This window comes from Rhizobium sp. BK316, from assembly GCF_014193695.1.
Classification (GTDB): Bacteria; Pseudomonadota; Alphaproteobacteria; order Rhizobiales; family Rhizobiaceae; genus Rhizobium.
In genome coordinates, this window is sequence record NZ_JACHZR010000002.1 from 530,119 (window position 1) to 541,844 (window position 11,726).

14 protein-coding genes and 1 tRNA gene are annotated in these 11,726 nt (G+C 59.9%); 11 read left to right on the top strand and 4 right to left on the bottom strand.

Going from position 1 to position 11,726, the window contains the following annotated elements; translation table 11 throughout:
* The first annotated feature begins 103 nt into the window (after positions 1 to 103).
* The 10 genes from murA (at position 104) to FHT87_RS11195 (ending at position 7,172) form a co-directional block, all read left to right on the top strand.
* Positions 104 to 1,396: a UDP-N-acetylglucosamine 1-carboxyvinyltransferase gene (murA, locus tag FHT87_RS11145; RefSeq protein WP_183801822.1), complete on the top strand. Its 1,293-nt coding sequence runs from the start codon at positions 104 to 106 to the stop codon at positions 1,394 to 1,396.
* 114 nt (positions 1,397 to 1,510) lie between these two features.
* Positions 1,511 to 1,948: a DUF2948 family protein gene (locus FHT87_RS11150; RefSeq protein ID WP_183801825.1), complete on the top strand. Its 438-nt coding sequence runs from the start codon at positions 1,511 to 1,513 to the stop codon at positions 1,946 to 1,948.
* Positions 1,949 to 1,982: 34 nt separating this feature from the next.
* A complete protein-coding gene (hisD, locus tag FHT87_RS11155; RefSeq protein ID WP_183801828.1) occupies positions 1,983 to 3,281 on the top strand; it encodes a histidinol dehydrogenase in 1,299 nt (432 codons plus the stop codon).
* Positions 3,282 to 3,285: 4 nt separating this feature from the next.
* Positions 3,286 to 3,759: a UPF0262 family protein gene (locus FHT87_RS11160; protein WP_183728437.1), complete on the top strand. Its 474-nt coding sequence runs from the start codon at positions 3,286 to 3,288 to the stop codon at positions 3,757 to 3,759.
* A complete protein-coding gene (locus FHT87_RS11165) occupies positions 3,756 to 4,241 on the top strand; it encodes a low molecular weight phosphatase family protein (RefSeq protein WP_183728440.1) in 486 nt (161 codons plus the stop codon). Before FHT87_RS11160 ends, FHT87_RS11165 begins: the two co-directional genes overlap by 4 nt.
* Before the next feature lie 120 nt (positions 4,242 to 4,361).
* A complete protein-coding gene (infA, locus tag FHT87_RS11170) occupies positions 4,362 to 4,580 on the top strand; it encodes a translation initiation factor IF-1 (protein ID WP_003545338.1) in 219 nt (72 codons plus the stop codon).
* 58 nt (positions 4,581 to 4,638) lie between these two features.
* Entirely contained in the window at positions 4,639 to 5,259 is a 621-nt protein-coding gene (locus tag FHT87_RS11175; protein ID WP_183728443.1) for a Maf-like protein, read from the top strand.
* A 118-nt stretch (positions 5,260 to 5,377) separates the two neighbouring features.
* A complete protein-coding gene (gene yacG, locus FHT87_RS11180; RefSeq protein WP_183728446.1) occupies positions 5,378 to 5,590 on the top strand; it encodes a DNA gyrase inhibitor YacG in 213 nt (70 codons plus the stop codon).
* 176 nt (positions 5,591 to 5,766) lie between these two features.
* A tRNA-Phe gene (locus FHT87_RS11185) sits at positions 5,767 to 5,842 on the top strand.
* A 523-nt stretch (positions 5,843 to 6,365) separates the two neighbouring features.
* Complete coding sequence (locus tag FHT87_RS11195) at positions 6,366 to 7,172, top strand: Ku protein (RefSeq protein WP_183801834.1); 807 nt, start codon at positions 6,366 to 6,368, stop codon at positions 7,170 to 7,172.
* A gap of 25 nt (positions 7,173 to 7,197) precedes the next feature.
* Here FHT87_RS11195 and ligD read toward each other — a convergent pair whose 3' ends face one another.
* Genes ligD through FHT87_RS11215 form a run of 4 tightly spaced genes read right to left on the bottom strand, consistent with a single transcriptional unit; the run spans position 7,198 to position 11,113 of the window.
* A complete protein-coding gene (ligD, locus tag FHT87_RS11200; protein WP_183728454.1) occupies positions 7,198 to 9,726 on the bottom strand; it encodes a DNA ligase D in 2,529 nt (842 codons plus the stop codon).
* 2 nt (positions 9,727 to 9,728) lie between these two features.
* Positions 9,729 to 10,571 (bottom strand): Ku protein, encoded by an 843-nt coding sequence (locus tag FHT87_RS11205; protein WP_183801837.1) that lies wholly within the window; start codon positions 10,569 to 10,571, stop codon positions 9,729 to 9,731.
* Positions 10,572 to 10,583: 12 nt separating this feature from the next.
* On the bottom strand, positions 10,584 to 10,817 hold the full coding sequence (locus FHT87_RS11210) for a DUF2188 domain-containing protein (RefSeq protein ID WP_183801840.1): 234 nt from the start codon (positions 10,815 to 10,817) through the stop codon (positions 10,584 to 10,586).
* A 32-nt stretch (positions 10,818 to 10,849) separates the two neighbouring features.
* Complete coding sequence (locus FHT87_RS11215) at positions 10,850 to 11,113, bottom strand: hypothetical protein (protein ID WP_183729212.1); 264 nt, start codon at positions 11,111 to 11,113, stop codon at positions 10,850 to 10,852.
* A 155-nt stretch (positions 11,114 to 11,268) separates the two neighbouring features.
* Here FHT87_RS11215 and FHT87_RS11220 point away from each other — a divergent pair, with 155 nt between their 5' ends.
* Positions 11,269 to 11,697 carry an OsmC family protein gene (locus FHT87_RS11220; RefSeq protein ID WP_183728463.1) on the top strand — a complete coding sequence of 143 codons (429 nt, stop codon included), beginning with the start codon at positions 11,269 to 11,271 and terminating at the stop codon, positions 11,695 to 11,697.
* The last annotated feature ends 29 nt before the right edge of the window (positions 11,698 to 11,726 follow it).

Consider the following 11,726-nt stretch of genomic DNA (forward strand, 5'->3'; position numbering starts at 1 on the left):
CGAATTGAAGCGTCGGGGGATTTGCTCTAAACACCCCCACTTCTTGCCTTGCCCCCACAGGCAAAACTTTTTCAGGAAAGGCGGGCCTCGCCCGTAAGTGCACATGGATCGTATCAGAATTGTCGGCGGTAATGAGCTCAATGGCATCATTCCGATTTCCGGCGCCAAGAATGCCGCGCTGCCGCTGATGATCGCCTCGCTTTTGACGAGCGATACGCTGACGCTGGAAAACGTGCCCCACCTCGCCGATGTCGAATTGCTGATGCGCATCCTCGGCAATCACGGCGTCGACGTTGCGGTCAACGGCCGCCGCGAGCGCCAGGAAGATTCCTACGCCCGCACGATCCATTTCACCTGCCGCACCATCGTCGATACGACCGCCCCCTATGAGCTGGTCTCGAAGATGCGCGCCTCCTTCTGGGTCATCGGTCCGCTTCTCGCCCGTGAAGGCCATTGCCGCGTTTCGCTGCCGGGTGGCTGCGCCATCGGCACGCGCCCGGTCGATCTCTTCATCGAGGGCCTGACCGCACTCGGCGCCACGATGGAAATCGACGGTGGTTATATCAACGCCAAGGCACCGCAGGGCGGCCTCATCGGCACCCACTATACCTTCCCGAAAGTCTCCGTCGGCGCAACGCATGTACTGATGATGGCGGCAACGCTTGCCCGCGGCACGACCGTGATCGGCAATGCCGCCCGTGAGCCCGAAGTCGTCGACCTCGCCAACTGCCTGAACGCCATGGGCGCCAAGGTTTCCGGCGCCGGCACTCCGACCATCACAATCGAGGGCGTCACCTCGCTGTCCGGCGCGCGCCATCGCGTCCTGCCTGACCGTATCGAGACCGGCACCTATGCCATGGCCGTTGCTATGGCCGGCGGTGATGTCGTACTCGAAAATACCGATATTGCCCTCTTGGAAACGGCGCTGGAAACGCTGCGCCGCGCCGGCGCGGAGATCTCGTCGACCAATAATGGCATGCGCATCAAGCGCAATGGCGCCGGCATCCAGCCGGTGGATATCGTCACCGATCCCTTCCCGGGGTTCCCGACCGACCTGCAGGCGCAGTTCATGGCGCTGATGACCCGCTCTTCCGGCATCTCGCATGTCACGGAAACCATCTTCGAAAACCGCTTCATGCATGTGCAGGAGCTCGCCCGCCTCGGCGCGAAGATCTCGCTGTCGGGCCAGACGGCAAAGATCGAGGGTGTAGAGCGGCTGAAGGGTGCCCCTGTCATGGCGACCGATCTTCGCGCTTCCGTTTCCCTCGTCATCGCCGGCCTTGCCGCCGAAGGCGAAACCACGGTTTCCCGCGTTTATCACCTCGATCGCGGCTTCGAGCGGCTGGAAGAGAAGCTGACCCGCTGCGGCGCCATCGTCGAACGCGTCAGCGAGTAAGAAAAGGGCGCTTATGCGCCCTTTATCCTGGTTGCGTATTTGACCGCCGCGCCTTATTTCCGTTGTCTGACAGATCGCCGCAGCTGCGGCCGAAAGACATGGGATAGAGGCTGGATGACCGACCTGAAGCTCGTTGCGCTCGATAGTGAGGACCTTGCGGTCATTTCCGCGCATATGCAGGACAGCGTCTTCAAGGTCGCCGATATCGACTGGTCGTCGCGCGACAAACAGTTCGCGATCGCCGCCAACCGTTTCGTCTGGGAAGAGGCAGCCCGCAAGCGCAAGGGTTTCGAACGCCGCCGCGCGGCCCTCGTGTTCAAGCGCGTGCTTTCCGTCCGCTCGATCGGCATCGATCGTTCGCGGCGCGACGATGTGCTGTCGCTGCTCGCTTTGCGTTTCGAGCAGAAGGGCGAGGGGCCGGAAGGCACGCTCGAGCTCTCGCTCTCAGGCACGGCCTCGATCGCCCTCGATGTCGAATGCATCGAGGTGCAGCTTGCCGATATCGGCGGCGCCTGGGAAGCGGGCTCCAAGCCGCGCCACCCCGGCATCTGAGCGCAATCGTTTCGAGTAGAGAAGGAACACCGCCTTGGCAATCTGGCTCAATCAGGCATCCGACGGCTTCGAGCAGCGTTTCGCGGACTTTCTGACCACCAAGCGTGAGGTCTCCGAAGACGTCAATGCCGTCGTGCGCGCCATCATCGACGACGTGCGCGCCCGCGGCGATGTGGCGCTCGCCGAATATTCGAAGAAGTTCGACAGCATCGACTACGCCACCGTGCCGATGCGCGTCACCGAGGAAGAAATCGATAACGCCGTCGAGGTCGTCCCCTCGGAAGTGCTCGGCGCCCTGAAGGTTGCCGCACTCCGCATCGAATCCCATCATCGCCGCCAGCTTCCGAAGGACGATATCTACGAGGACGACATGGGCGTCGGTCTCGGTTCACGCTGGACCGCGATCGAAGCTGTTGGTCTCTACGTACCGGGCGGCACGGCGAGCTATCCGAGCTCGGTATTGATGAATGCCGTGCCGGCAAAGGTCGCAGGCGTCGACCGCATCGTCATCGCCGTGCCGGCGACGGGCGGTTCGGTCAATCCGGCCGTGCTGGCCGCCGCCAAACTCGCCGGCGTGAGTGAAATCTACCGCGTCGGCGGCGCGCAGGCGATTGCTGCCCTTGCCTATGGCACGGAGACGATTGCCCCGGTTGCCAAGATTACTGGCCCAGGCAATGCCTATGTCGCCGCCGCCAAGCGCCAGGTCTTCGGCACTGTGGGTATCGACATGATCGCCGGCCCGTCAGAAGTGCTCGTCATTGCTGACAAGGACAACAATCCCGATTGGGTTGCCGCTGATCTGCTGGCGCAGGCCGAGCATGACGAGAGCTCCCAGGCCATCCTGATCACCGACGACGAAGAATTCGGCAAGGCGGTCGAAGCGGCCGTCGAACGGCAGCTGAAGACGCTGAACCGTGCAGAGACTGCTGCGGCCAGCTGGCGCGATTTTGGTGCAATCATCCTTGTCTCCGATCTCAAGGATGCCATTCCGCTCGCAAACCGCATCGCCGCCGAACATCTGGAACTCGCCGTTGCCGATCCCGATGCCTTCGTGGACAAGATCCGCAATGCCGGCGCGATCTTCATCGGCGCGCATACGCCGGAAGTGATCGGCGATTATGTCGGCGGCTCCAATCACGTGCTGCCGACGGCGCGTTCGGCGCGCTTTTCCTCCGGTCTTTCGGTTCTCGATTTCGTCAAGCGCACCTCGATCCTGCGGCTTGGCCCCCAGCAGCTTCGCGATCTCGGCCCGGCCGCGATTGCGCTTGCCGTTTCCGAAGGCCTCGACGCCCATGCGCGATCGGTCGCGATCCGCCTGAACCTCGAAAGGTGAGGGAATGGCGAAGGGCGACTTCCGGCTCTGCGACGTTGTCCTTGACGATACGATCGGCCGTTCGACACCTGACGTCGAACACGAGCGGGCGGTGGCGATCTTCGATCTGATCGAGGAGAATTCCTTTAAGCCGTCAGGCCATGCCGGCGGTCCCTACCGGCTGAATATCTCACTGGTCGATTCCAAGCTCGTCTTTTCCATCACCACGGAAAAGGGCGAGGATGTCGCGACCCACATTCTCTCGCTGACACCCTTCCGGCGGATCGTGAAGGATTATTTCATGATCTGTGAGAGCTACTATGAGGCGATCCGCTCTGCCTCGCCAAGCCGCATCGAGGCGATCGACATGGGGCGGCGCGGTATTCATAACGAGGGCTCGCAGACCCTCAAGGACCGGCTTTCCGGCAAGATCGACGTCGATTTCGATACGGCCCGGCGCCTCTTCACGCTGGTCTGCGTGCTCTACTGGCGCGGATGACCGCGATGGAGCCGGGCGTCAAAACAGAGGATGGAAAGCGGCCAGGCGCCATCCTCTTCATGTGCGGACTGAACGTCATCCGCTCGCCCATGGCGGAAGTGATCGCCCGTAGCATTCTGCCTGCCAATACCTATATACGGTCTGCCGGCGTTCGCGCCGGCGAACGCGATCCTTTCGTCGATGTCGTACTGGAAGAAATAGGCCTGTCGCTTGGCCGCCGCCTGCCACAGACGCTGGAGGAACTTGAGGACGACTATTTCGACCTCATCATCACGCTCTCACCGCCGGCCCATCACGCAGCGCTCGAGTTGACACGCTCCAACGCCGTCGATGTCGTCTACTGGCCGACCATGGATCCCACGGTCGCAACCGGAACGCGCGAGCAGATATTGGACAGTTATCGCGAGGTTCGCGATCACCTAGCCGGCCTCATCGAAAGCCGGCTGCTCAAGAGAAATGGCATTGCCGCGCAATCGGCGTGAAACAAAAGTCAGAAAGCCCGATCTACGAGGTTCACAAATCCCCGTTGATTGTGTAGTTTCCGCGCAAATTTTTGGGCGCCTTGCGCCGCTTTATCCAACACACAGGAAGAAAACCCTTATATGCCGAAAGAAGAAGTCCTCGAATTCCCGGGTATCGTGACCGAACTTCTGCCGAATGCGACGTTCCGCGTGAAGCTCGAAAACGAGCATGAGATCATCGCTCACACCGCCGGCCGCATGCGCAAGAACCGCATCCGCGTTCTCGCCGGCGACAAGGTTCTGGTTGAAATGACGCCCTACGACCTGACGAAGGGCCGCATCACCTACCGCTTCAAGTAAGCTTGGTCTGCGAAACTCCCACGAGCTTCCGCTCCCGCCTGCCGATGGTCGAGGTTCCATGGCGCTGAAATACAAGCTCATTCTGGCCTCGGGCTCGCCCCGCCGCGTCGATCTGCTCAATCAGGCCGGCATCGAGCCTTCGCGCCTGATGCCGATGGATATCGACGAGGCGCCTAAGAAGTCGGAGCACCCGCGCTCGCTCGCCCGCCGTCTCTCGGGCGAAAAGGCGGAAGCCGCACTGGCCGCCATCAAGGGCGACATCACCTGGAAGGGCAGCTATATCCTGTCCGCCGATACGGTCGTCGCCGTTGGCCGCCGCATTCTCGGCAAGGCGGAATTCGCCGATGAGGCATCGAATTCCCTGCATTTGCTCTCCGGCCGCAACCACGTGGTCTATACGGGCATCTGCCTGATCACGCCTGATCGCAAGGTGCGCCAGAAAATCGTCGAGACGAAGGTGCGCTTCAAGCGCCTGTCGAGTTTCGAGATTGAAAACTACATTGCCTCGGGCCAATGGCGCGGCAAGGCCGGCGCTTACGGCGTCCAGGGCCTGGCAGGCACCTTCGTGCAGAAAATGGTGGGTTCCTACACCAATGTCGTAGGGCTGCCGCTTTATGAAACCATCCTGCTTCTGACCGGCGAGGGCTTCGACGTCCACAGCCGTTGGCCCGAGGGCTGATCTCCTGCTAGAGCGCCGTGCGTCCATTCGGACGCACGGCGCTCTACCTTGTTGAATCTACGCATCAGGCTTTCCGAAAATCGGAAGGATTTTCGGGCCGATGCGGTAGGAGGAAACCATGTCTGATGAAATGAAGACCGGCGGCAAGGTCGCGCCGCTGCGCAAGACGCGTCCTTGCCCGGAATGCGGCAAACCGTCGAACCGCGAGCATTATCCTTTCTGCTCCAACCGCTGCCGCGAAGTGGACCTGTCGCGCTGGCTGACGGGCTCCTACGCCATTCCTGTCGCCGACGATGAGACGAAGGCAGATTACCCCGACGAGGAAAACTAGGTTTTCCACCGCGAAGCCCTTATTTTTCCTCGCAAATCGCCAAAGTCAGCAAGACCGTCAAAAAACTATCATTTGATGCTTGCCATGGGCGAACAAGATGCTATAACCCCGCTCGCTTCCGGGGCGAACCAAGGCCCTGACATTCCAATCGGAATGTTTTCCACGAAGCATGGCTAGCCCAGGTAGCTCAGTTGGTAGAGCAGCGGATTGAAAATCCGCGTGTCACTGGTTCGATTCCGGTCCTGGGCACCATTCCTAATATAGCCATATCAGAACATTTTGTTTCTCACCGCGCTGACGTCTTCGCCTGTCTGGTGACCGTGTTCCGCTTTTCCGGTCTGCATCATTCAGACGGGAATGTCGTGCGGTCTGTCGACTGGCGGAAATTCCGGTGGGTGAGGGAATGGCGAAGGCCCGAGGTCGAAGCTTGAGAACCAGCCTGGTGGCCCGTATTTGCTCTCGTCGTGCAGATCCGGTGGCGGAAATAGTCCGGTGAACTTTGCGTAGGATATGATCACGCCAAAGAACAGCGTGAGGATAAGAGCGAGTTTTTTCGCGCGGGATACATCTTCTTTTAGCATCTGATTGCCTGATAACTGCGACATCGAACCAGTTGGTACGAAATCATGTCAGTAAGTTGTCGAAACGGATATCCGCTTGCCTTCGGTGGCTTCTAGCCATCACATCCCGTTGAAAATCTGCGTGTCGGGCTTGGATTCCGCTCAGGCGAGCGTCACCGAGCGGAACCTCCCGCCTCAATCGCCGTTTATGGCGCATGGCCCGACAAGCGTTCTGGAAAGGTTATCTGAAGCTCTCGCTTGTCACTGCGTCCGTTTCACTGACGCCGGCGACGACGGAGTCGAGCAAGGTGCGGTTTCATGTGCTGAACCGCGCAACGAAAAACCGTGTCGAAAGCCGGTATGTCGATAGCGTCACGCATAAACCGGTTTCCGAGAGGGATCAGGTGAAGGGTTATCCGCGTGGCGAGGATGACTATGTTCTGCTCGAGGATGAGGAGATCGAGGAGGTGGGATTGGAGAGCACCCGCACGATCGATATCGACAGTTTCGTGCCGAGCGGATCGATCGATTGGATCTGGTATGACAAGCCGCATTTTCTAGCGCCGGAAGACAAGGTTGGAATGGAAGCTTTCTGCGTGATCCGCGAGGCCATGAGGGCCAACAATGTCGTCGGCATCGCCCGGTTGGTGCTCTACCGGCGCGAGCGCGCCGTACTCCTGGAGCCGCAGGGCAAGGGCATCATTCTGTGGACGCTGCGCTATGGTGACGAGGTGCGCGAACCGGCAGCCGAACTCGATATGAAGGCAAAGGTCGATAGCGAGTTGCTGGCCTTGATGAAGAAGCTGGTCAAGGAAGAGACGAAGGAGTGGAGCCCTTCGATGGTGCAGGATCCGGTTCAGAAACGGTTGAAAGCGCTGATCCGCGGCAAGGAGAAGAGCCTCAAGAAGGCCGCCCCCGCCCGTAAACCCGAGCCGGTCAGATCAACAGGTAATGTCATAAACATCATGGATGCGCTGAAGAAGAGCCTGGCGGCGGAAAGCGGGCGCGGCAAGCCGCGTTGATCTCCGGCAAGCAGCGCACCAATCATCACGACTTCGACTTGCGCTTCTGCAACGGCTTGGCCGCTGCGAAGAACCCATCCCACGGATCCTTGTTAAGCGCGTCGAGCCGCGCCGGCGTGTTATCGACGGTAAAATAGGCGGGGCCGATCTCGGTCGTCAGCTCATTCCATTCCAGCGGCATGGAGACGGCCGCACCCGGACGAGCGCGCGTGGAATAGGCAGCGACAGCGGTATTGCCGCGGCCGTTCCGGAGGTAATCGATGAAAATCTTGCCCTCCCGCTTCGCTTTGGTCGCGGTCGCGAGGTAGCGGTCGGGATCATCCTTCGACATGCTGTCTGCAAGCCATTTTGAGAAGGCTTTCACGTCGTCCCAGCCGGCTTTCGGTTCCAGCGGCGTCACCACATGCAGGCCCTTGCCGCCTGAGGTCTTGACGAAAGCCGCAAGGCCTTCGCCTTCTATGCGCTCCTTCAGCTCGTAAGCCGCGGCTATCACATTCTCCCATGGCACATCCTCGCCGGGGTCGAGGTCCATGGTGATCATGTCGGGCTTTTCCCAATTGTCCGTCGTTGTGCCCCAGGGATGGATCTCCAGTACGGCGGATTGCACCAGCGCAACGACACCGTCGAAATCGGTAACACGCAGCAGTTTCTCGCCGCCCTTGTCCTTGGGGTCGGTGATTTCCTCGATATGGTCGTTCATGCCTTTCCAGGCGTGTTTCTGGAAAAAGCGCTGATGGCCGGAAATACCGTCGGGCAGGCGCAGCAGGGCAAGCGGCCGGTTGACCACATAGGGGGCCATGAAGCGCCAGACCTGCGCATAATAATTGGCGAGGCCTTCCTTGGTGACGCCTTCGTCCGGCCAATAGATGCGGTCGGGATGCGTCAGCGTCACAGCCGATTTCGGCAGGTTTTTCGCGGTCGTCTTTTCCATCTCGCGCACAACCTCCCTTGCCGGCTTGTCCTCCCGCAATCCGCGGAAGGCCGCATGGCGCAGATTACCATCGGCAGACCATGCGCGGAACTCCACTTCGGCAACGAGCTGCGGCTTGACGTAATGCAGGCCGCGCCGCTCCTCGGCGGTCAGCTTGTCGTCGAAGGAATTCTGCTTCATCTCCATCGCCGACAGCCGCTCGTAAAGCATCTGCGCGGTCGCCACCGTATAGCCGGTGCCGACACGGCCGACATGCTTCAGCGCGCCATCCTCGTAGTAGCCCATGGCGAGCGAGCCGACGGCATTCTTCATGGCGGTCGAGGGCACGTAGCCGCCGATGACGAATTCCTGCCGCTGCGAACATTTGGATTTGATCCATTCACCCTTACGGCCGGAGACATATTTGCTGTCACGCTGCTTGGAGACGACGCCTTCGAGACTGAGCCTGCAGGCATGGTTCAGCACGAGGCCGCCATTTTCATTGAAATGCGCGCTGTAGCGCAGCTTGGCGCTATCTTTGGGAAGCAGCTTCTCCAGCAGGTGTTTGCGTTCGACAAGGCTTACATTGAGCAGACTGTATCCATCGAGATAGAGCAGGTCGAAAGCATAGAAGACAAAGCGGTCGTAGCGGCCTTGGCTGAGATCGTGCTGCAGAGCGGAGAAATCTGATGCGCCGGTATCGCGCTCCACCACGAGCTCACCATCGATGATGGCCGTCTCGGTCGGCAAGGATGCGAAGGCATCGACAATGTTCCGGCCGAATTTTTCCGTCCAATCGAGGCCGCCGCGTGTGTACATCGTCACCCGCCCGTCCTTGATCTTCACCTGCAGCCGATAACCGTCGAACTTGATCTCGTGGATCCAGCGCTCGCCGGCCGGTGGCTTAGGCTTCAGCTTGGCGAGCGCCAGCTCGATGAAGTCGGGCATATCAGTTTTTTTCGCGCCGTCAGGCCAATCCTGCTCTTGCGGGGCTGAAGACTTTGCTCTTCTGGGCTGCGCCTTGGCCTTTGTGGCGATAGCCTTGCCGCCTTCCGGTCTGGAGTGCCAGGTAGCGTCGGGATTCTCCGCCACTTCTTCGATTTGCCGACCGGTTTTGGCGGATTCGGAGCGCTCTTCGAGAATATCGGCACCGCCCTCATGGCGGGCTTCTGCGTCGTCGCCCTTGATGAGCAACCAGTTCTCGCGCTTCTCGCCGGGCTTTCCATGCATGCGCACCAGATGCCAGCGCCCCTTCAGCTTCTCGCCGTCGAGCTCGAATTCCATATGCCCCTTGCGGTAGGCCTTGTGCGGATCGCCGAGCGGCGTCCATGTGCCGCGATCCCAGACGATAACCGTACCGCCGCCATACTGGCCCTTTGGGATGATGCCCTCGAAATCGCCATAGGCGAGGGGATGATCCTCGACATGAACCGCAAGGCGCTTGTCCTCCGGATTAAGGCTTGGACCTTTCGTCACGGCCCAGCTCTTCAGCACACCGTCCATCTCAAGGCGGAAGTCATAATGCAGGCGTGTGGCGTCGTGCTTCTGGATCACGAAGCTGTTGCCCTTCGCGCGGCTCCTTTTTCCGCGTGGCTCCGGAGTGATCTTGAAATCGCGTTTGGTCTGATAGGTCTCAAGCGCCATGATCAGCTCGCCTTCCTGCTGTTTTTATCGGAGGTCTTGCGTGCGGCAGGTTTTTTCGCGGGTGCCTTGCCGCCTATTTTCGCACTTTGGCGCAGCGCCTCCATGAGATCGACCACCTTGCGCTCGGGCTCGCGCTTGCGTTTCGGCGGTGCGCGACCTTCGATCTTGGCTTTCACCAGTTCGACGAGCGCGGCTTCGTAGCGGTCGTGATATTCGCTTGGGTCGAAACGGCCCTCTTTGGTCGCGATGATATGGCCGGCGAGATCCAGCATCTCCTTGTCGAACTTGATATCGGGAATGTCCTTGAAGACTGAATCTGCCGAGCGCACCTCATAGTCGAAGTTCAGCATGGTCGCGATGATGTGGTCGTCATGCGCGCGGATGAGCAGCGTGCGGTTGCGGCGGAAGAGCACGGCTTCGGCAAGGGCTGCCACCTTGCCGTCAAGCATGCCTCTGGCAATCAACGCGAGGGCTTCCACATCATGCTCGTCGACTGGTGCCAGATAGTAAGGACGGTCGAAATATAGCTTGTCGATCCCATCGCAGGGAATGAAGCCTTGAACATTCAGCACCTTGTCGCTTTCGGGCATGATCTCGGCAATCTCATCGCTTTCGACAAGGATGTAGTCGCCGCTTTCCATCCTGTAGCCCTTAACCTGGTCGTCGCGTTCCACCGGCTTGCCGGTTTCGCTGTCGACGAACTGCCGCTCGACGCGATGGCCGGTCCTGCGGTTGACGATGTTGAAAGAGACGCGGTCGGAAGAGGAAACGGCCGTATAGAGGCCAACGGCGCAAGCAAGGTCGCCGACCTTCAGATGGCCCTTCCAGCTCGCGCGTGCTGCCATCGTCTTCTCCGTTCAGAGCCTGCTGTTGCTTTTGTCGGTTTCGATCGGCTGGAATTTCCAGCCGCTTCCATCCGGCGCCGGATAGGCGAGCAGCGCATCGCCGCCGCCGATCTTCTGGCGCGCGGCTGCGTTTCTTGCGCGATCCATTGCCTGTTCTGCCGTGGCGTAGGGTTCGGACAATGTATCGCCGAGCTTGTAGGCCCAGCCATTGTCATGTCGGACGATCTGATAGGTGATGTCGGCCATGTGCTTTCCTCCTTGTCAGCCGTTCTGGTCATTCATTGCGGGGGCGAACGGCTGCGATGCTCGTCACGCGCGATGATCTTTTCAAGCGATGCGATATCCTCGCTCGTGACGACGGGAACCGGGTCGGCGACGATCGCCTCGAGGACGTCCTTGGATACCGCACCGTTGCGGATTGCCCATTCCAGCGTCTCGCGTGTCTCCCGCTCGGCCTTGAGCTGCGCATAGAGCGCGACGATCAGCCGGTCGCGGGCATCCATACTTTTGTGCTTGCGGTCGATGTGGCGGACATTGGGCATGGGAAAAACGTGCCTCTTCATGAGGTTGCTCACGAAAAAACCGCTGAAGGGTAGAAAGGTTCCGTTCGGCAGCGCTCGGCGAAAATCAAATCATCGCATTGCGGCTTTGAGCCGAAAACACTATCTGAAAGCTATATTCGATAGAGGATTTCAAAATGGCCGATCTCAAGGCTCGTCCCCGTCCCACAGGTGCAAATGCCGTTCTCGGGCGTACTGGTTTCCCGCACGTCACCTCGGTCACCGGCGGCGAGATCGATATCGTCACCAGCCCATCACAGCCGGGCTTCAACCCGCTCGATCTGCTCTATTCCTCGCTTTCGGCCTGTCTCGTGCTGAGCGCCCGCATGGCGGCAAGCCAACTCGGCATTCTCGACAAGATCACCGAGATCACCGCTGATGTGACTGGCGAGAAGGCGGCGGAAGGGCTGTCGCGCGTTGCGAAATTCAACATCGCCTTCTCCATCAAGGGCGATATCGACGAGGAAACGCGCCGCAAGATCGCGCATATGGCCGAAGACGAGATCTGCACGGTCAGCAACACCATTAGAGGTACGCCGGAATTCGCAACCACGATCTCCGGTTGATCGGGTCGCTGTAGGTTTCTGCATAAAAA